Origin of the sequence: Sporofaciens sp. JLR.KK001 (assembly GCF_036941055.1) — a bacterium.
GTDB lineage: Bacteria > Bacillota > Clostridia > Lachnospirales > Lachnospiraceae > Sporofaciens.
Map to the genome: position 1 here is coordinate 317748 of NZ_JAYMNO010000001.1, position 21285 is coordinate 339032.

At 49.1% G+C, this 21285-nt stretch carries 16 protein-coding genes; 10 read left to right on the plus strand and 6 right to left on the minus strand.

Annotation, left to right across the window (positions count from 1 at the left end; genetic code table 11):
• Positions 1-136: 136 nt before the first annotated feature.
• The 5 genes from VSQ62_RS01735 to VSQ62_RS01755 all read left to right on the plus strand — a co-directional run bounded on the left by VSQ62_RS01735 (position 137) and on the right by VSQ62_RS01755 (position 5990).
• Positions 137-484, plus strand: coding sequence for a hypothetical protein (locus VSQ62_RS01735; RefSeq protein WP_334632845.1), 348 nt, complete (start codon positions 137-139; stop codon positions 482-484).
• A 21-nt stretch (positions 485-505) separates the two neighbouring features.
• Positions 506-2692 (plus strand): hybrid sensor histidine kinase/response regulator, encoded by a 2187-nt coding sequence (locus tag VSQ62_RS01740; protein WP_334632847.1) that lies wholly within the window; start codon positions 506-508, stop codon positions 2690-2692.
• Positions 2693-2801: 109 nt separating this feature from the next.
• Positions 2802-3680, plus strand: a complete 879-nt coding sequence (gene rsmA / locus VSQ62_RS01745) for a 16S rRNA (adenine(1518)-N(6)/adenine(1519)-N(6))-dimethyltransferase RsmA (RefSeq protein WP_334632848.1) — start codon at positions 2802-2804, stop codon at positions 3678-3680.
• Between the two features lie 2 nt (positions 3681-3682).
• A complete protein-coding gene (locus VSQ62_RS01750) occupies positions 3683-5053 on the plus strand; it encodes a citrate/2-methylcitrate synthase (RefSeq protein WP_334632849.1) in 1371 nt (456 codons plus the stop codon).
• A gap of 1 nt (position 5054) precedes the next feature.
• Positions 5055-5990, plus strand: a complete 936-nt coding sequence (locus tag VSQ62_RS01755) for an alpha/beta fold hydrolase (protein ID WP_334632850.1) — start codon at positions 5055-5057, stop codon at positions 5988-5990.
• Positions 5991-6084: 94 nt separating this feature from the next.
• On the opposite strand, the gene pcp is transcribed toward VSQ62_RS01755, so the two are convergent.
• From pcp to VSQ62_RS01780, 5 genes are read right to left on the minus strand one after another with little or no spacing between them, the layout of a single operon-like run.
• A complete protein-coding gene (pcp, locus tag VSQ62_RS01760) occupies positions 6085-6729 on the minus strand; it encodes a pyroglutamyl-peptidase I (RefSeq protein ID WP_334632851.1) in 645 nt (214 codons plus the stop codon).
• A gap of 21 nt (positions 6730-6750) precedes the next feature.
• Entirely contained in the window at positions 6751-7740 is a 990-nt protein-coding gene (locus VSQ62_RS01765) for an aminopeptidase (protein ID WP_334632852.1), read from the minus strand.
• 45 nt (positions 7741-7785) lie between these two features.
• The gene (locus VSQ62_RS01770; RefSeq protein WP_334632853.1) at positions 7786-8739 is read right to left on the minus strand and encodes a DUF979 domain-containing protein; all 954 of its coding nucleotides are present in this window, start codon (positions 8737-8739) and stop codon (positions 7786-7788) included.
• Positions 8740-8751: 12 nt separating this feature from the next.
• Positions 8752-9432 carry a DUF969 domain-containing protein gene (locus VSQ62_RS01775; protein ID WP_334632854.1) on the minus strand — a complete coding sequence of 227 codons (681 nt, stop codon included), beginning with the start codon at positions 9430-9432 and terminating at the stop codon, positions 8752-8754.
• Between the two features lie 38 nt (positions 9433-9470).
• Positions 9471-12791 carry a M14 family metallopeptidase gene (locus VSQ62_RS01780; protein WP_334632856.1) on the minus strand — a complete coding sequence of 1107 codons (3321 nt, stop codon included), beginning with the start codon at positions 12789-12791 and terminating at the stop codon, positions 9471-9473.
• A 215-nt stretch (positions 12792-13006) separates the two neighbouring features.
• Here VSQ62_RS01780 and VSQ62_RS01785 point away from each other — a divergent pair, with 215 nt between their 5' ends.
• Both VSQ62_RS01785 and VSQ62_RS01790 read left to right on the plus strand, forming a co-directional pair.
• Positions 13007-13606 (plus strand): TetR/AcrR family transcriptional regulator, encoded by a 600-nt coding sequence (locus VSQ62_RS01785; RefSeq protein ID WP_334632857.1) that lies wholly within the window; start codon positions 13007-13009, stop codon positions 13604-13606.
• A 145-nt stretch (positions 13607-13751) separates the two neighbouring features.
• Positions 13752-14396 (plus strand): hypothetical protein, encoded by a 645-nt coding sequence (locus VSQ62_RS01790; protein WP_334632858.1) that lies wholly within the window; start codon positions 13752-13754, stop codon positions 14394-14396.
• Between the two features lie 152 nt (positions 14397-14548).
• On the opposite strand, the gene VSQ62_RS01795 is transcribed toward VSQ62_RS01790, so the two are convergent.
• Positions 14549-15448, minus strand: coding sequence for an Rpn family recombination-promoting nuclease/putative transposase (locus VSQ62_RS01795; protein ID WP_334632859.1), 900 nt, complete (start codon positions 15446-15448; stop codon positions 14549-14551).
• A 580-nt stretch (positions 15449-16028) separates the two neighbouring features.
• Between VSQ62_RS01795 and VSQ62_RS01800 the strand changes: the two genes are divergently transcribed.
• The 3 genes from VSQ62_RS01800 (at position 16029) to metG (ending at position 21149) form a co-directional block, all read left to right on the plus strand.
• On the plus strand, positions 16029-17690 hold the full coding sequence (locus VSQ62_RS01800) for a hypothetical protein (protein ID WP_334632860.1): 1662 nt from the start codon (positions 16029-16031) through the stop codon (positions 17688-17690).
• A 44-nt stretch (positions 17691-17734) separates the two neighbouring features.
• Positions 17735-18556 carry a Uma2 family endonuclease gene (locus tag VSQ62_RS01805; RefSeq protein ID WP_334632861.1) on the plus strand — a complete coding sequence of 274 codons (822 nt, stop codon included), beginning with the start codon at positions 17735-17737 and terminating at the stop codon, positions 18554-18556.
• A gap of 631 nt (positions 18557-19187) precedes the next feature.
• The gene (gene metG / locus VSQ62_RS01810; protein WP_334632862.1) at positions 19188-21149 is read left to right on the plus strand and encodes a methionine--tRNA ligase; all 1962 of its coding nucleotides are present in this window, start codon (positions 19188-19190) and stop codon (positions 21147-21149) included.
• The last annotated feature ends 136 nt before the right edge of the window (positions 21150-21285 follow it).

The window sequence follows — 21285 nt, forward strand, 5'->3', positions numbered from 1 at the left end:
AAAAGTGCAGAAGGGCGTTCCTGTTATCAGGGACGCCTTTTTAAAGCTTTTTTAAATGAAAATTTATTCTATAATCTAAGGAAATGTGTTATAATAAAATGCATGCTAAGGTAAGGGCAATGGGGGGAAGTAAGGTATGGCAGACAGGTTTCGTATATTCGAGGGATTCCGTTCGCAGATCGGAGCGGATAGCCTTGAAGATATAGAGGGGTTTATCAGGGCGGAAGAGGCAGTGGAAGAGTATATGGTTGAATCAGATGCCGAGGATGGCATTAAGATTCATATGTCGCTGAAGAGTTTTTCATTTCTGGCAGCAAAGGACATATTTTTGCGTTTGGCGGAATTCATGAGACGCAGTTGTTATAATATATATACCAGTGAAGAGACGAAAGAGGGTGTGCGCTATCTGTTCCTTACCGGTATGGAAGGCCGGGACGGAATTAAGATGGATATCACGATAGATGAGAAGATGAATGATGAATGATGAATGCAGGAGTGCCGTAGGATGAAGGGAGGGGAGGCATTGAATAATCGTAAGAAGAATAAGGAAGGTGAGATAGACAGCGTTTATTCATTGCTGAAGATTTATAATATGAATGCGGAAGATATGCTGAAGAAGATAACAGACGAGATGCCTGGAGGTTTCTTCGTGTACCAGGCAGGCGGAGATGAAGAGATCATATATGCCAATATGGCGATGCTCCGTATATTTGAATGCGATACGATGGAGGAATTTGTTGAATTGACGGGGAATTCGTTTCGCGGGATCGTGCATCCGGATGATCTGGAGGAAGTAGAGCAAAGTATCTGGTATCAGATCCAGGAGAGCCGCTATGATCTGGATTACGTGGAATATCGGATTGTCACTAAGTATGGGAATGTCCGCTGGGTGGAGGATTACGGGCATTTTATCCACAGCGGGATCGTCGGGGATATATTCTATGTGTTTTTGTCGGATGCGACGGAGAGACTGCAGCAGAAGGAAGAGGAGAAGGAGGAGCTGCTGTCAGAACAGCTTCAGAAGGAAGAGATCCTTAAGCAGCGTATTGAGGAATATGACAAGGAATTAGAGGTTGTCAATCAGGAACAGCTTCGCCATATGAATGTGATCGAAGGGCTCAGTATGGATTATGAGTCTATTTTCTATGCCGATCTGGATGAGAATCGGATTCAGACATACCGCCACAGTGACCGGATAGAGTATCAGTTCGGCGGCGGACGGTGGCTGTGTGAGTTCGAGGGATTTGACGCGGAGTATATTCAGACCTGGGTGCATCCGGAGGACCGCTGGATCGTGGAGGAGGCGACGAATCCGGATTATATCCGGGAGAGACTGTCCGAGACAGGGATGTATTATATTAATTACCGGATCATCAAGGACGGGAAAGTGGAATATCTGCAGCTTCGTGTGGTGAATGTAGGTCCCGCGGAGCAGGTGTCGGAGATCGTCATGGGCTATCGGAGCGTGGACGACGAGATCCGGCGTGAGATGATGCAGAAGAATCTGGTTGAGGATGCGCTGGGGCGCGCAGAGGAGGCGAATGCCGCGAAGGATGCGTTTCTGGCCAATATGTCTCACGATATGCGGACTCCGATGAATGCGATCGTAGGATTTACCAGTCTTGCCAAGCGGTACATAGATGACAGGGATAAGGTGTGGGAATATCTGAACAAGATCGAGGAATCCGGGGAACATCTGCTGAACCTGATCAATGACGTATTGGAGATATCCAAGATGGATACCACGGAAGTGAATCTTGAGGAAGAAGAGTGTAATATCCGCGCCTGTGTCGAGGAAGTGCATGAAGCGATCCTGCCCAAGGCGAATACGAAGAATATTACAATCCTTCTGGATGTCTCGGGAGTGAAGCATTGCGAGGTCTACAGTGATCCGGAGAAGCTGAATCAGGTTCTCTGGCGGCTGGGAAGCAATGCCGTCCAGTATACGGAGGATGGCGGCAGGATCCAGGTCACTGTCAAGGAACTGGAGGGAACAGAGAACGATTATGTATCTTACCAGTTTGTGGTTGAGGACAACGGGATCGGAATGAGCGAGAGCTTCCAGGAGCGTATGTTTGAGCCGTTTGAGAGACAGAAGAATACGACGATGAGCCGTATACACGGTACGGGGCTTGGCCTGACCATTGCGAAGAGGATCGTGGATCTGATGAATGGAAGCATCGAGGTGAACAGTGTAGAAGGCGAAGGCAGCAGATTCACGGTGACGCTTGATTTCCGTATACGGCAGGAGGGCATGCATCAATCTGAGATGAAGAAGAAGAGTTCTGTCGATGCGGCGCAGGAGTATAAGGTTCTGCTGGTGGAAGATAATGAGATCAATATGGAACTGGAGGTTGAACTGCTGAGGGATGAGGGATTCCTTGTGGATACTGCGACGGACGGAAGTATTGCGGTGGAGATGGTGAGGAATTCCCGGCCCGGAGAGTATGCCGTGATACTGATGGATATCCAGATGCCGGTCATGGACGGGTATCATGCGGCGCAGGCCATCCGCAGCCTTAAGAATCCGTCGCTTGCCAGGATTCCGATCATCGCGGTCTCGGCCAATGCATTCGAAGAGGACCGGCGGAAGGCGCTTGAGTGCGGGATGAACGCGCATGTGGCGAAGCCGGTGGATATCACACAGTTATTGAGCGCGATCAGCAGTACATTGTATAGCGCCGGGAACTGACAGAGACGTTTATTCATAGATTCTTAATTATTATTTAATTCTTTTACTCTATGATTCAAACGGAAAATCATGTATAATAATCTCTATTACCACAATTCGGGAGAAATATATGAATAAACCGGTCTTAGGGATTCCGCAGAATACCATAGAGATTCTGCAGAAGTATGATTTTTCATTTCAGAAGAAGTTTGGTCAGAATTTTCTGATTGATACCCATGTACTTGACAAGATTATCCGTGCGGCGGATATTAATAAGGAAGATATGGTATTGGAGATTGGTCCCGGGATCGGGACCATGACCCAATATCTGGCGGAAGCGGCAGGGAAGGTTGTAGCCGTAGAGATCGATAAGAATCTGATACCGATCCTGTCTGATACTCTCCGTGCATATCCGAATGTAAGGATTATCAATGAGGATATCCTGAAGCTTGATATCCGGGAGCTTGCATTGACGGAGCATGGAGGGAAGCCGGTTAAGGTAGTGGCGAATCTTCCTTATTACATAACGACACCGATCATTATGGGATTGTTTGAAGAGCATGTGCCGGTGGAGAGCATTACCGTTATGGTACAGAAGGAAGTGGCGGAACGTATGCAGACCGGGCCTGGCAATAAGGACTATGGGGCGCTGTCATTGGCTGTGCAGTATTATGCAAGCCCCTATATCGTGGCGAATGTACCGCCGAATTGTTTTATGCCAAGGCCCAGGGTAGGGTCGGCGGTGATCCGTCTGACCTGCCATGAGCATCCGCCGGTTGAGGTGAAGGACGAGCGTCTCTTGTTTGACGTCATACGGGCATCCTTTAATCAGCGTAGGAAGACGTTGGCCAATGGATTGAGTAATTCAGATAAGATTGTATTTTCGAAAGAGGTGATATTGGAGGCGATCGGGAAGCTTGGCAAGGGGACCGGCGTCAGAGGAGAAGCCCTGACACTGGAAGAGTTTGCAAGGCTCAGTAATTATCTGTACGACAGAAAGGAGAGGTAGATATGGATAAAAAGAAGGATTTTTCATTGTTTGAGGTTACGCCGGAGATCGAACATTTTGCAGAACTCTGTATTCAGAATAATGAGATCGACAAGGAGCTGTACACCAGATACGAGGTTAAGAGGGGACTCCGCGACTTGAACGGGAAGGGTGTGCTTGCAGGACTGACGAATATATCAGATGTATGCGCGAAGAAGGTCGTGAACGGAGAAGAGGTTCCATGTGCGGGTAATCTGTACTACCGCGGCTATAATATCAAGGATCTGGTTAAGGGATTTCTTGAGGACAAGCATTTTGGATTTGAAGAGATCACGTATCTTCTGCTATTTGGGGAACTGCCGACAGAGAAGGAGTTGGAGATGTTTCACGATACGCTGGTGGAGAGGCGTACGCTGCCTCCGACATTCGTGAGGGATGTGATCATGAAGGCGCCAAGCCGGGATGTGATGATAACGCTGTCACGTTCGATCCTGAATCTCTACTCATACGACGATAAGGCAGACGATACATCGATTCCGAACGTGCTGCGCCAATGTCTGAACCTGATCAGTGCGTTCCCGATGCTGATGGTATACGGGTATCATGCATACAGCCACCGGATGGGGGAGGATCTTTTTATCTATGCGCCGTCGCCGGAATTGTCTACGGCAGAGAATATCCTGATGATGCTCCGTGAGGACAGGCAGTATACAGAGCTTGAGGCTAAGATCCTGGATATGGCGCTTGTGCTCCATATGGATCATGGCGGCGGTAACAATTCGACGTTCACGACTCATGTGGTTACCTCTTCAGGGACGGATACATATTCAACGATCGCGGCGGCGCTCGCTTCACTGAAGGGGCCCAAGCATGGCGGCGCGAATATCAAAGTAACGCAGATGTTCGAGGATATGAAGAAGGAAGTGAAGGACTGGACGGACGAGGATGAGGTACGCAGGTATCTCTGTGATCTCCTGGAGAAGAAGGCGTTCGACAAGAAGGGGCTGATCTATGGGATGGGACATGCCGTCTACTCCATATCAGATCCGAGAGCGGATATCTTCAAGGTGTTTGTGAAGCAGTTGGCGCAGGAGAAGGGCTGTGAGGAGGAATATGCGCTCTATGAGATGGTTGAGAATATGGCGCCGAAGGTGATTGCCGAGAAGAGGAAGATCTATAAGGGCGTTAATGCGAATGTAGATTTCTACAGCGGTCTGGTATACAGTATGTTAGACCTTCCGCCGGCATTGTATACGCCGATTTTCGCGACTGCCCGTATCGTGGGTTGGAGCGCGCACAGACTGGAAGAGCTTCGGAATGTGGATAAGATCATCCGTCCGGCATACAGGCCGTTGGCAGAACACAGGGATTATATTCGAATGGGAGACCGTTAGAATGAAAGAGGAGTTTTATTATCTGTCAAGAGACGGGAAGACGCAGATTCATGCCGTGGAATGGCTGCCGGCCTGCGAGGTCAAAGGAGTGCTTCAGATCTGCCACGGTATGGTAGAGTATATTGAGCGTTATCATGAATTTGCCGAGTATATGTGCGGATATGGATATTATGTGGTGGGCCATGATCATTTGGGTCATGGCAAGTCGGTCACAGACGAAGCGGATTATGGATACTTCCCCGAGGATAACGGGAATCGGTGTGTAATCGGTGATATCCAGCAGTTAAGAGTGATCACTGCCAGGAAGTATCCGGGCGTGCCATATATGATGATGGGGCATAGCATGGGATCTTTTCTGATACGGCAGTATTTGACGATGTATGGGGAAGGGCTCGCGGGTGTGATCGTCATGGGAACCGGCTATCAGCCGTTGCCGCTCCTTGTGGCGGGACAGATGATCTGCCGTGCGGCCGCTCTGTTCAAGGGTTGGAGATACCGCAGTAAGTTCGTGGATAATCTGAGCTTCGGAAGTTTTAACAAGAGATTTGAACCAAGTAAGACCGGAAGGGAATGGGTCACTTCAGATGAAGAGCATCAGCAGAGATATGTGGGCGATCCGTTATGTATGTTCCGTTTCACGCTTGGAGGGTATTATCAGATGTTTGAGGGGATGAAGACCCTGAACCGCAGGGAGAGTATGGCGAAGATTCCGAAGGATCTGCCTGTATTATTTACTGCAGGGGCAGATGATCCGGTGGGGGCGTTTGGTAAGAATGTGAGGAAGGTGTATAAGCGCTATAAGAAAGCAGGGTGCAGGACTGCCGTGAAGCTGTACGCCGGACTAAGACATGAGATCCTGAACGAGACGAAGAGAGAGGACGTGTACAAGGATCTGCTTCGCTGGTGCGACCGCTGCCTTAAGATGCAGAAGGTCTAAAAACGCATTCCTGCAATCCGCCCCAAAATCAATCGGCGCAGCTTGCTGCGGCTCATGATTTTGGGGCGGATTTCTTACAAATATAGTATTACATTTAGTGGGTTTCTCCAAAGATCCCGTCTATATCTGCGAAATTATTCACCGATGCTTCAACCGCATATTCCAGACACTTCGCAATCATTTCCAGAGACATAAAAGGTGTTCCGTTAGGCTTGTCAACAACCTGCTCCGCCGCGAAAGGCACATGGATGAATCCGGCGCGTATGTTCGGATATTTCTCCGCGGCCATGTGAAGGACGTTGTACATTACACTGTTACACACATAGGTTCCTGCCGAGTAAGAGATGTGGCATGGTATCTTGTGGTCACGGATATTCTTCAAGATTGCTTTTACCGGGATGGTAGCATAATATGCGGGAGCCCCGTCTGGCTGCAGCGGCTCGCCGGACGGCTGGTCTCCGTCGTTATCCGGGATGCGGGCTTCGGCCAGATTGATCGCTACCTGTTCAATCGTAACGCAGGATCTTCCGCCTGCCTGGCCTACGTTGATCACTATGTCCGGCTGGTATTTCTTGATGCCCTCTTCGACTGCCGGGCCGCTCCTTAAGAATACGGTGGGGATCTCAAGCTTAATCACTTCTGCTCCTGCGATGTTGTCAGGAAGCATCTTAACGGCTTCAAAAGCCGGATTCACGGATTCGCCTCCGAATGGGTCGAATCCCGTCACTAATACTTTCATGGTTATAATCTCTCCTTAAAATTAATATACTACAGGTTCCGGGATGATGATCTTGCCTTGCTGCATGATCTGCCGGTTGTCTGTGTAGATATCCGGCTCCAGACATACCAGATCAAAATGTCCGTTGGCATTCTGCTGTCCGCCAAGGGCCAGATTCCTTCCCAGCCCGATGTGAAACGTACCGTATGCGGATTCATCTTCAATGTAGCAGTTACCGAGACACCTGGAATAGGAATTCAGGCCGATTCCGAACTCGCCGCCTATATAGATGCGGGAATCATTATAATCCTCCATATAATGCTGGAGCCTGACACCGGTGAGGGTATCTTCTATCCAGGTGATACGGCCGTCTTTGAACAGGATCTTCGTCGGTTCTTCTGCGCGTCCGATGTACCCGAGAGATCCGTCCAGGACCATGGTGCCTTCCGTCTTGGTCTCTTCAATAGAGACGTAGACTTCAATGCTGGCGGAAGAATACCCCTTTCCGTCCTTGGTTACACCGTTGAAGAATCCGGGGATCCGGTTTGCTTTGTATATGCGCAGATCTGTTCCGGCAGGCGTTGTTACATGGATCGTAGTACAGTGGCGGAGATATTTCATGATCACGTTAGCCATAAGGCGGCTTTTCTTTGTATCCATGGTCATGAAATCATACTCCAGCATGGACCGTCCGTCGTTGGTAGATAAGGGCAGCGACAGGAATTTCCTGTGCTTTTGGAGCGCCCGTTTTGCGGCTTTTGTCGTTACGAGAGAGTAATCTGTCGCGGCAATGATCGCCGTGTAGGGGTCAAAGACTTCTTCATTCATGTCAAAAAAGACTCCCACATGCCTTCCGGTGTCTTCTACGACCAGAGAACTTACTGACCGTGTCCGCTTAGCTGCGAATTCCTTAAGGACTCTTAATTCTTCCAGATGTTCTTTCGTTGTGACGATAAGCAGCTTGTCCCAACGTCTTACACGCATCCAATGATCTATCACGATTTTGGCGCCGCGTTCTATATTATGCGACATTTTTTCCACATCCTTTTTTATTTTATGGTGCCTGCCGGATCCTGTTTACTTGAATATGATCATGTAACAGATCTGGAATACCAGCATGATTCCGGCTACGATCACCTGATTCTTGATAACTCCCCAACGGTCCTTCATGTTCAGGATAGCTACCGGAACGATGTTGAAATTAGCTGCCATAGGCGTACATAAGGTACCGCAGTAACCGCAGGTCAGCGCCAGCATACCGATGGTGATCGGGTCGGCGCCGTATGCCAGAACGAAGGGGCCGCCGATACCTACGGTGATTACCGTGATGGCTGCGAATGCGTTACCCATGATCATAGTAAATATTGCCATACCGATTGCAAATACGATGATACCTACGTTGACATTTCCCTTCGGAACGATCTTCTCCACAATACTGGCAACGACATCTCCGACACCGGCCGCCGTGAATACGCCTCCGAGACAGCCGAGAAGCTGCGGGAGCATACATAACGGACCCATGATGGAGAGAAATCTCTCGGATTCCTTAAGGAATACCTTAGGTTTATTTTCAGATGGATTGTAGAGCATCAGGATGATCATAGCAACGATGACACCCAGAGTGACTGCAACCATAGAGCTTAAATTACTGAAAAACGCAAATAACAGTGAGAATAAGCCTACGCAGACCGCCGGGAAGAAGATCTTCATTCCGACTTTCTGATACTGTTCTATGGTGTGTTCCCTGGTCGGCGCGTCTGATTTGCCGACTTTTACCTTCTTGAAGATCGGCGGCAGACACATGATGATGACCAGGGCGCCGGAGATCTTCGCAGGAAGCCAGGTGCCGAAGGCGCATACGACTCCGAAAGAGCACCAGAATAAGGCGGTTCCGATCCTGGAAGGATTCTGTTCATCCATCAGATTCTTAACTCCTGCATAGATAGCGATCAAACCTACGATGACCCATACCATGTTCAGCAGGTTCGTGCCTAATACTTCATTTATCTGTATAAATTTCAAATCAGCCATTCTAAGCACCTCCTACTTCGTGTCTTTGTAATATCTGTTTGTCAGTTTCTTGTCATTCAGGAGTGTAACAGTGCAGCCTGCGATCAACGCAACGACCGCGACCGGAATCTCTGCCGCCGCAAGCTCGATCAGTTCGACCTCATAGCCCAGGGAAGCCAGTGTGCTCTGCACCAGGATACCGCCTGATCCGCCGACGAATAATACCTGGAAGAAGAACCATGTAATATTCTCCATTGCAGATGCCATACCCTTGATGTCTTCCACATGCTCTTCAGCCGCTTCATGGCCCTGGTTTTTGACAGCCGCTTCTGCCATCGGGAGTACAACCGGGCGTACGAATCCGGCAACACCGCCGAAACCGACGTTGAATGCGCCGAAGATTCCTCGCATAACACCGTATGCGCAGATAACCTTGCCGGCGGTTGCGCCTTTGACCTTCTTGATCAGGTCTGTCGCGGCCTCGCGCAGCCCGTTTCTCTCCAGGACGCCTGTGATCAGAAGAATCATGATGAAGATCGCCATACTCCTGTTTGCTACGAAATTCGTTCCGATCGCTTCCAACAGGCCGTCAATGCCAAGTCCCCCTACGAGTCCTGTTGTAATCAGCGCCAGGAAAATGATGAGGATCGAATCCAGCTTCAATGCAAACCCGACAATTACGATCAGAACGCCAACCAGTTTAATTAGTTCCATTTACTTCTCCTCCTTCTAGTGAAAAGTGTTAATAGTATCTATCTTTGCTCCGAATTGTTCACGGCCATGGGTCTTAGCCGCAAGTATTCGGTAAAGATCTGTCCGTCCCGGCGCCCGCACCGGCAGGTATGTATATGCTCTGCCGCCATCAGCATTCGGATGGTTGCTTCGTCGTGCGCCGCGTGTGCCCTTGCGCACAGGTTCAGATATTCACCCTGCGCGGTCTCATCCGCCACTTCGCTGGTGTATGCCACCGTAGTGATCCAGGGGAAGCGGATGGATGGATACCGGTGTGCCGGGTCAAAGGCGAAGGGTATCCAGTAATTGATCATATTCTTATAGTAATCCGCAGGAAACAGCTTCGGCATCCAGGCGTGAGCATACTTCTCGAACTGTGCGCTCCACTCCTGGTTCCACCGTGTCATCTCTTCATCTGCGGCAATCTCGTCTGCGATCACATCCTCCATCATCTTATTGACGGAGTAATTAGAACGGTATTGCTCATCCGTTACATACCAGAAGTATCCGTAGAGCAGAGATCTCGGCAGCCAGAAGCCCTTGTAAGAGGGAGAAGTGTAGCCTGAGAACTGCTGCTCCCACTCGTGGCTCGGTACTCCGTGGTTGTCTACGATCATATCCGGTATATATTTTTCAAAGAGCCGTGTAAGCCCCATTGCTTCGGCATGTATGGTATCCTGGCGGAAATGGTCATGATAGAATTCCTTTCCGACCGCATTGAATCTTGCCACATGGAACTTCCAATAAGGATGTTCCTTCTGGAGTTCGTAATGGATGGCAGCGCCGTCGGTATTCTCCATAGGAACCAGAATCAGATTCAGCTTCCGGGGAAGGTCCCTGTAGATATCTTCCGTCAGTAATCTCTTCAATAATATAAATGCGGCGTTCGTACTGGAAACCTCATTGGCATGATGCCTGGCGTTGATGATCTCGCTTGGACATCTTGACAGCCGTTTTGTCATAGACAGATATCCTTCGTATTCTGGTTTCAGCCAGATCCCGTAGAGTCTGCGCCCCTGATAAGAGTGAGCGGTCTCAAAGACTTCAAGCCCTTGTACGCATCTGAGCTCTTCGAGGATCTCAAGGCAGGTGTCGTATCCGATCAGTTCATTTTCATGAAGATCGATATCAGTGATCTGCTTCATGGGAAGCGCTGCCGTCTGCGGAGCGGATGCTTCGTAAGCCGTTCCGTCTCCGGCAAGGAACTTAAGGATATAGCAATCCGCGATCTTGCCGCTTATGTTCAGTCTTCCTTCCGCAAATAGCTGTGCATAGGCAGCCGTTACATCTGAGGAAATCTCGGTTACAGGTATCTCCAGTACGAGGCGGCCGCCGCTTGGACAGATCCGTGTGATGCGGAGGTCTATCTGATCTCTTCGCAATTGCTGTACGGCGATCGTTCCGCTGCCGGCGTCCGTCTTCTGACTGCGGATAATACAGGCCTCTTCCTGCTGACGCTCATAGAGTACAGCCCGGAATGCGGGAGCTCCTTCGCGCTTATGTATCTTGGGAAGGATCAGACCGGGGGCATCGAAGAGCTGATCTGACTGCTGTAAGCCGTAGTTCTTGAAATAATCGCTGCCCACGAAATACATATCCTCATGGAGTGCATCCAGAGAGGATATCAGGTCTTCCCGGCTTCCGGTCCTGTAATCCGGCTCGCTTGCCCATACCTCCAGCAAAAGCTTCTGGAAGAAAGGCTGCATATCGGAAGTTGCAGCGCCTTTCGTCTTCTCTTCTATATAATTACGGCACAAAGGAAGGATCTGCCCCTGGTAGATATCCCAGATCTGTTCCAGATCGGTGGGTATCCTGCGGTTCAGCCGTTCTTCTTCGTTCACCCATACCTGGATATAACCGGTGCTGGGATGAACCTTCCCCATCTGCGGGTATTCGTCAAGGTACGGACGCTCGGAATATCTCGCCAGATACCGGAACTCCCGGCATGTTCCATCCTGCATGATAATTCTGCACAGATAGGTCAATTCCTCGGCGCCTTCATAAGCGTGAAACACTATATCATCCTGCTTAAGCCCCAGCTTCTCTGTCAGTTTATCCTGAATAGGATACAATTCCTGAAGATAACGGATCGGAAGATCATACCATTTGTCAGGATCATCAGCCTTCAGATTATGGTAAGAAGGTGTTGCCCCGTTCTCGTCAAGCCAGACGGTTTCTCCTTCCGGGAGAAACGGCTTGAAGTAGATCTCAGCTTTCTTAGGCGCTGTATCGCGTGAATCTTGCGTTGTACCAGAGCATATAGCCGGGATTACCGCCTCGTCTATCCATGAATACCCCTGCTTGTAAGCGCAGATAAGCTGAATGCTCTTAAGGTCGGCGCCTGTGGGCTTGATCGTCTCTCGGATACGGTCCGCTATGGTTTTCCGCGTCTCAGGGTCTTCGCTGAGAGCTCCTTCGATTCGGACGATATCGCCGGTGCGAAGAGCCGGGATGATCTCTTCCCTAATGATCTGCTCGAAGGTATCTGCTTCCCAGGGCAGATCGAAATTGTGTTCCCAGACCTTCTTGCCTGCCTTATGGTTCTGAATACTGCCTTCGGGAAAATGCGCCTTCTGTTCTTCGGTGATCTCAGGCGCCCCGTATAATGTGTACTCCGTCAGAGAGCCTTCCGGCTCCTTGTCCAGACAGGCCTTAAGATAGGCAAGCTGTCCGTCTGCTCCTCTGAGTGCAAAATCATCCGTCATATCCATCAGGACGTCGCGCCAGCTCTGAAAAGCGTTGGTGACAGGGAATCTCTCGCAGATCAGGTTCGAGAATTCCAGAAGCTTCTGTCCGGTGCCCCTGATGTGTACATGTACGGCGCCGGGAAGCTCTTCAAGTACCAGTTCCTCCTGTTCGGCGTGCTCGAAGATCACGGCATTCCCTCCATAGCCTTCCGGCGCCAGGATACCGCCTTCGAAAGCGGTCGTCTCCATGCCGAAACGGAACGCCAGATTGCAGGCAGCCGTGAGCATTGCGGTATCTGTGTCTTCCGGGAGGATAAGTTTGACGTCCAATCGGTCGGGCAGCAGGTCATGATTCTCGTCCTTAAGGAAGAATCCTCTGGAAAAAAGGTATTCAAGCCCGTGTCTCTTACGGAAATCCAATTCAAAGACCGGCCCCGCTGCCTGTGCCGGGGTATATCCGTCCGGCATATCGGCTCCGTCCAGGTGCCATAGAGACAGCAGCTCTTCGTCTGATTCCGGGATGGGGATCTCACCGTCAGGCCCCGCTATCGGAAATACTGCGGATTCTGTCTGGAATCCAAGCAGCAGGGCAGCTTCAACGGCATATCTTTTCCTGCTTTCGGTCAGAAGCCCATCCATTCTTAATCGTTTCATAATAAATGCCTCCAATGTTAAAATTAAACTTAATTCCGTACTGCGTTCTTATTATCATACATTATCTAAATTTTATCAAAGATACTGTATTATAGTCAATATATATCGTATATATATTGAAATTTATGTTGAAGTTAGCATGCGATCTGCGGCCGCCTTGATGCGGGCGGCGGATTATGTTATGATTATGATAATTACAGAAAGCGGGGATTTCCATGAGAGGACCATATAAAAAGAAAACAAAAGAAAAGATTATGTCGGCTGCGTGGGAATTATTTCAGGATAACGGATATGAAGAAACCACGATCTCGCAGATCATTGCAAAATCAGGTACTTCGCGCAGCGCATTCTATCATCATTTTCATGGGAAAGAGGAGCTGCTGTTTACGGTCGCTTATACTTACGATAATGATTATGATATCTGGCTGCAGGAATATTATGATAAAGAGAAGCATACGGTCGATAATCTGATCTCGTTCAACGGTTATGTGATGCGTGCGGTGGAGGAATCTCCTTTCCATTCCTTTTATCCGTCGCTGTACGGGCGGCAGGTCATGACAGAGGGAGTGCGCCATATACTGAATCCTGACAGGCGGTATTATCAGATCCTCCGGCAGCTCCTTAAGGAAGGAAGCGAAACGGGAGAGATCGTTTCTGTGCATTCTTATCCGGTCCTGACGGATATGATCGCAAGCTTTCAGATCGGGCTCACCTATAACTGGTGTCTGCAGCAGGGACATTATTCTCTCCTGCAGTACGGGCAGGAGCTTCTGAATCCGTTCCTGGAGTCGTTGCGTGCGGTTGATGAAGGTTAAAAAATAAGGAAGTAATTCCCAATACAATCTTAATTTTTTCCCGCTGCCGCCGATATAACAGTATGAACATAAATAAAATGATTTTCTTGGCACACTAGTGCAATGTTGTACTAGATAATTGAGAAGAGGAAAAGGAGGAAATGCTGTGAAAATCGATGACCTTTATTATCAGAATGTACAGGCGGCTACAGGATATACTTCTGTGAATGCTAACAAGACAGCAGCAGCGTCCAAGGCTGCAGAGGAGCAGAGTAAAGATGCGGTAGGCGCCGTGGATAAGACAACTTCCAAGACGAATACCGACCGTGTTGAATTCAGCAAGGATACGAAAGTTAATGGTAAGATGAGTGATTCTGAGAGGGCCGCACTGGTGAAGAGCCTGAAGGCGGATCTGGATAATCAGATGACCCGTTTTACGAATATGATGACCCAGATGTTCCAGAAGCAGGGAATTACCGGCGCCGCTGCACAGGGCGACAATATGTGGAAGCTGATTGCCAGCGGTAACTTCACAGTTGACGCGCAGACGAAGGCAGAAGCTCAGGAAGCAATTTCCGAAGACGGATACTGGGGTGTAAAGCAGACATCTCAGAGAATCTTTGATTTTGCGTATGCTCTCGCGGGAGATGACCCGGAGAAGATGAAAAAGATGCAGGCGGCAGTGGAGAAGGGATTTGAGCAGGCTACTCAGGCTTGGGGCAAGTCACTTCCATCTATTGCGCAGGAGACACACAGTGCAATCGGAGATCTGTTCGACAGCTATTATGAGAAGGCTGGCAAGACAGAATAGGATCCAGAAGAATTATAAGGGAACGAAGAGAAGACTTCGTTCCCTTTGTTACGCCGGTTGTCCTTGGGAAAGCAGGCGTTCGGCCTTCCATACCGGTGCAATCGGGGAAGTGGGGAAATCCGAGATAATTCAGGCAGGCACGAATTGCTGCCTTATAGGATTTCGTGTACTTTTTCGGCAGAGATGTTGCATTCGGCGGCAATTTCTTCTGCTGAAAAACCTTGTGAATGCAAACGGAACACTTTACAGGCAAGTTGAATGCCGCGCTTTTCACCGATTTCAATGCCGTGTTTTTCACCGATTTCAATGCCGCGCTTTTCAGCGCTGCTCATCTGAGTATTATAATCCTTCAATGCTTTGTCACGCGCTTCATATTCCAGACGCTTCTTATCATCTGCACTCAATCTTTGTAACGCTTCATAGGCCTCTCCCAGATATTCATTTGTCTGTGCCATATGTTCGAATTCCTCCTTGTTCTTTCCATTAAAGAAACGCATCCAATGAATGATATCTTCTTTTGGAAGAATAGTTTTGGAAAGCTTTTTAAGCTCTAGAATCTGTAATTCCATCTTGCGGTTATAAATTTCATTGGTAGCATCATCACGGAAGTGTATTGTACGATAACAGTTTTCGTCACCCGGAAACCGTATAAAATCTAAAATACTGACGTGGATACATTTTTGAAGTTTTTCGTATGAATCTCCGTGCTTCAACTGTTCGGAAAACATTTTGCTTAGATAGAATAATGCACGCTCATCCCAGAAATCAAAATATTTTACCTGCATTTCCATGTTGATCTGAGTACCGTTTTTCATGCGTACCCGTACATCCAGAATGCCAAGCTTATCATCCGCATTTTCTCGCTGCAAATGTGTGGGAAGCAGTTCTGTTTTGCCAATTTCATCTGGATGAACCCGCATAACGGCGGCACAGAAGCCTTTCCGAACAATCGGATTCTCCATCAGTCCGGCAAAGCAGACATCGTTGGTGGGGAGCATAATAAAATCTTCTTGTCTTTGCGTTCCATTCAGTGTGTTGTTCGTAATGCTCATAAAAAGTCTCCTTTCTTCTGCAAGATATTACAGGATCCAATGTAAGAAGACTTTGATTTATTATTATAATCATACCATGAAACGAAGCTTCGGAAAAGGAAATCTTATGAAGAATTTAACTGTTTCAATATATCAAGGCTTCTCCAATTGAATGTGTAAAATATTGGATTTAAAAATGAATCAGGGATATTCCTCCGGTGATTGCCGGATAGAAAATAGAAGGCGAATGCCCTTCTGAATTCTTGAAAAATTCTTGAAAATAATTATAGCATATTATAAAATGGCATGCAATCGTAAATTTAGCAATTTCAGTAAAGCAATTTCAGTAAAATTAAAACGGCGGCATTTGGAAGTCAAAGACCCCGCTGCAAGCAACGGGGTCTTTGACCCTCGCGGCAGTCGCCAAATGTGCATGCAAGCATGCCCGCTTGGCTCGTTGCTCGCGGGAATAAAAAGAAATTATATTTCAAGGTTACAACATCAGCGCCCCGGTCGATAATTATTATAAGAGATTTACGATTTGTCACGGCGTGCGGCTGAATGAACCGGCGACAGGCATAGCGGCTTAGGAGGAACTGGAATGTCAAGAGTGAAGGAAACCGGAGGAAACCAGGCGCCTCAGTCTGCGGCAGCAGCGGCGATGGAGAACAGGCTTGCCAGAAAGTGCGTTCAGATGGAGGCAGGGCAGGTCTTGATAGAAGAAGCATCTAGGCATGCGGCGGAAGTGAAGGAAGAGCTTCTGAAGGAACGGGATTCCAGGAAGCAGGAATGGGAGCAGGAGAACGAGAGAGACCGGACGGAGGAGAAGAGGGATACGCCGGAGCTCTCGCGGCAGAGCAAATGGTTTGGAATAGAAGGTAAGCTTCTGAAAGATGCGAATATAACGTGGACTCTGGAGATGGAGCAGGAACTCTGGGAAGCATTTCAGAAATGGATGCCGGTCGGTGATCAGAATCTTTCGGCGCAGCTTGATGAGCTGTCGAAGCTGTATCTGGCGCTTCTTGAGGCGATTCTGACACATACGATGGGGGAAGAGCAGATGCAGCAGATGGACCGGCTGAATGAGATTCTTGCGCAGAAGCTGAATCTGCTGGTAGACGTTGAGCTGAAGGATCTGATGGAATTCCTGAAGCAGACCGGCCAGACAGACACTCTTAAGCTGGTAAAATCCAGTGTATACAAGCAGACGACCGGCGAGGCGATCTCAGCCAGAGCTGCGGACAGATTTTATGCCCGGGGAAAGGTGAATTCTACGGGAAACACCCGGTATTTTATGCCGGAATCACAGGAATGGCAGGCCGGAGGCGGCAGAGGCAGGAAAGGTATGTATACTGCGTCCGGTACGGCTGTTCCTTCCGGCGGTCTGTCCGCAGCGTCCGAAGAAGGAGGAACGCTCTATAAGCTGACGAAGGGCGGGAATGTTAAGATCAGTCAGGGATATGATGTGAGACAGGACTCTGGTGAGCAGCAGATGATCCAGAGGAACCGGATATTGAATGAAGCCAGGAACGGCAGTGCAAGCCGGATTAGCCTGCAGGGAGGGAAGGCGGCCCTTACAGGGAAGGGACTTGAGAGAGCGAACCGTTTTGCCGCGCATATCAATGGAAGCGGCAACCTGCTTAAGAATCCCGGCATCAGTGCACGCAATGAAGAGGTTGCGGGGTTATTGGCCGCGATCACTTCGATTAAGGGGCAGATGTATGCGGCCAGCGCCGGCCGGGACCAGTCGATGTCTACCCCGATGAGGAGCGCTGTGAATCAGATGATAGACTTCTATCTCTCACAGAAGGGAGTCTACAAGGTGTATAATTATACGACGAATGTATATGAGAAGACAGGGGATCCGCAGAAAGCCGTGCAGGAAGGGCTGGAATATGCATTCAAGACCTTCATGGAGAAGAAGGAGAATACCGTATACCGGCAGCAGGAAGCGTATTCGGACAGAGCCGGTTTCTTTCAGATACTTTTGAAGGGGCAGACGATGCAGGCAGACATGATTAGAGGTATGAAGCTTTTAGAGAGTAACTGGAGAGAGTTCCTTAAGGCAGTCGGGGAGAATGAGAAGAAGGGAATCGCCCTGAAGATGCAGAAGCACAGTCCGTGGGGATTCTTGATGGAGCCGGAGTCGCTGAAGAAAGGGGACGGGGATATAACGGATAATAAAAAGGCGCTCATTACACAGGCGGTATGTGTGGCGGTGCTGGTGTTGGGATATCTCTGTTACCGCTTGTTTTTTGGTTAAACTGTTTGTGTAATTGATTCTGTAGTTTGAGAAAGGATGATGATATGAATCTGCCATTGATGGAATATTGGCGCGAGTTAAATAGCTATTCATATGAGGAACTTTCGGAATTATCAGGAGTTCCGTGTGATATGGTACAGAAGATATTTACCGGACAAATTAAGGAACTGGATAAAGAGATGATACAGGCGTTGGAGAGAGTGCTTCTGCCGGACAGACCTTCAGCGGCCAGCCGGAAGGAATATCCCGAAGCGTCTGCCGCCAGGGTCTGCGAAACGGGCGCTGTATATGGAGTACAGAAAAGCTTCTGTACATTAGCTGACTATTATGCACTGCCAGATGACCGAAGGGCGGAACTGATAGACGGCGTGATCTATGATATGAGTGCTCCGAGTCTTGCGCATCAGGCTGTATCGGCAGAGATATTTTCACAGCTTCGGGATTATATTGCCAGAAAGAAAGGGAAATGCAAAGTATTCTATGCGCCGGTGGATGTGAAGCTTGACTGTGATGATAAGACTATGGTACAGCCGGATATTCTTGTTAATTGTGACAAAGAGAAGATGGTTAACAAGTGTATTATGGGTGCGCCGGATTTTGTCATTGAGATTTTATCGGAATCAACCAGAAGGAAAGATATGTTTTTGAAGCTCCACAAGTACGAAGCCGCCGGAGTAAGGGAATATTGGATGGTGGATGCAGAGAAACTTCGGGTGATCGTTTACTTTTTTGAACAGGATTCCTGTCCGGTGATATATAACATGGGAGATATGGTTCCCGTGGGGATCTTTGGAGGAGAATTGCTGATAGATTCTTCAAGAATCAGGGAAGAGCTTAAGGATACTGAATTTATTTATCCCTCTTGACAATCTATCGTCCCGTGTGTTAGGATTTCTAACATAACGCAGATAGAAAAAGCAATGACGAAGAGAGTAAGTCATTTGGAATCTTACAGAGAATTCCCAAGCCGTTGTCTTATGGACGCAAGAATTGGTTTTGCAAGACAGCGGGGATGCTGAGAGGGATGGAGGAAGATTGGCTGAAGATGGCTTCTGAGCAGCGCACCGACTATAGGCATTAGCTGTGCTTATACAGGCTGCGATGGGTTCGCCCGTTATAGCGAGAGAGTGTTCGGCTTAACCGGTAAATGGGGGGCCGGGACATTAGTACATCATTGCATTAATTCTCGAGTAATAAGCACTTGCTATCCATGCCATCTGCACGCCTTCGAACCTAGATGTAGCCCGCTACACCGTCGGTTTGTAGACGCACAGCTGACACGAATATCAAGCACTATTACTTCAAGATTAATGCAATGATGTACTAGCAGAGGTTCTGTCCGTGAGGGCAGGATGAATAGAAGTGGTAACGCGGCAGGATTCCGCCTTCTTGGATACATTCTACAATGTATCCAAGAAGGCGGTTTTTTATGCCGCAGAAGGATCATGCCGGACATGATTGTCTTCACACTCGGCGCGGCCAAAGAGGGTTCGCTGTATGTTTAAGAAGGGAGAGAAGGTTATGAGTGAAAAACCAAAATATTATATGACGACGGCTATTGCCTATACGTCTGGAAAGCCGCATATCGGGAACACGTATGAGATCGTCCTGGCGGACGCGATCGCAAGATATAAGAGGAGCCAGGGCTACGACGTATTCTTCCAGACCGGCACGGATGAGCACGGGCAGAAGATCGAATTGAAGGCTGAGGAGGCAGGTATAACGCCGAAACAGTATGTGGACAATGTGGCGGGAGAGATCAGAAGGATCTGGGATCTGATGAACACCTCCTATGACAAATTCATCCGCACGACGGACGAATATCACGAGAAGCAGATTCAGAAGATTTTCAAGAAATTATATGACAAGGGAGACATTTACAAGGGGTATTATGAGGGGATGTATTGTACGCCCTGCGAGTCCTTCTTCACAGAGTCGCAGTTGGTGGACGGCAAGTGTCCGGACTGCGGACGCGAGGTTCAGCCGGCGAAGGAGGAGGCGTATTTCTTCAAGATGAGCAAGTATGCGGACCGTCTGATCGAGCATATCAATACGCATCCGGAATTCATCCAGCCGGTGTCGCGCAAGAATGAGATGATGAATAATTTCCTGCTTCCGGGGCTTCAGGATCTCTGCGTGTCCAGGACGTCGTTCAAGTGGGGGATTCCGGTGGATTTTGATCCGAAGCATGTGGTCTATGTATGGCTGGATGCGCTTTCTAACTATATCACCGGGATTGGGTATGAGTGCGGCGGTGAGAGTACGGAGCAGTTTAAGAGGGACTGGCCGGCGGATCTGCATCTGATCGGGAAGGATATCATCCGTTTCCATACGATCTACTGGCCGATCTTCCTGATGGCGCTGGATCTGCCGCTTCCGAAGCAGATCTTCGGACATCCGTGGCTTCTGCAGGGAGACGGCAAGATGAGCAAGTCCAAGGGCAATGTGCTGTATGCGGATGAGCTGGTGGATTTCTTTGGGGTAGACGCGGTGCGGTACTTTGTGCTGCATGAGATGCCGTTCGACAATGACGGCGTGATCACCTGGGAGCTGATGGTTGAGCGTATGAATTCAGACCTTGCCAATACCCTAGGGAACCTGGTGAACCGGACTGTTTCCATGACGAATAAGTATTTCGGTGGTGCGGTGACGGATAAGAACGCTGCCGAGACCGAGGAAGAGCGGTCTGTAGATGCTGATCTGCAATCTGTTCGGGAGAACACGCCGAAGGTTGTGGAAGCGAAGATGAACGATCTGAGAGTCGCGGATGCGATCACAGAGATCTTCAATCTGTTCAAGCGCTGCAATAAATATATCGACGAGACGATGCCGTGGGTGCTGGCGAAGGACGAGGCGAAGAAGGATCGTCTGGAGACGGTGCTCTATAACCTGATCGAGAGTATCAAGGCGGGCGCGGTTCTGATCGAGCCGTTTATGCCGGAGACATCCGGGAAGATCCTTGCGCAGCTTGGCGACGGCAAGGTGACGGAGAAGCCGGAGATCTTATTCGCGAGGCTGGATATCGAAGAGGTCATGAAGAAGGTAGAAGAGCTTCATCCGCCGGTCAGAGAGGAGAACGAAGGTGAAGCGAAAGGCACAGCAGACGCGGCGGTGATCGATATCGAGGCGAAGCCGGAGATCACCTTCGAGGAATTCGGGAAGCTGCAGTTCCAGGTGGGTGAGATCATTGCCTGCGAGGAAGTGAAGAAGTCGAAGAAGCTGCTCTGCTCCCAGGTGAAGATCGGCAGCCAGGTGAAGCAGATCGTATCCGGTATCAAGGCGTATTATAAGCCGGAGGAGATGGTCGGCAAGAAGGTTATGGTGCTCGTGAACCTGAAACCTGCGAAGCTGGCAGGGGTTTTGTCCGAAGGGATGCTTCTGTGCGCGGAGGACGCGGAGGGGAAGCTTGCATTGATGACGCCGGAGAAGGAGATGCCGGCAGGGGCCGAAATTTGTTAAGCATTTGTCCCTAGTACACCGAAAAATAAGTTCCTAGCCATATAACGCAGAATGATTTTTCATATGCAAGGCGGAGGAATGAGGCGTAGTGGGCGCTACGCCGATTGACAACAACGACGCAGATGGAAAATCAGGC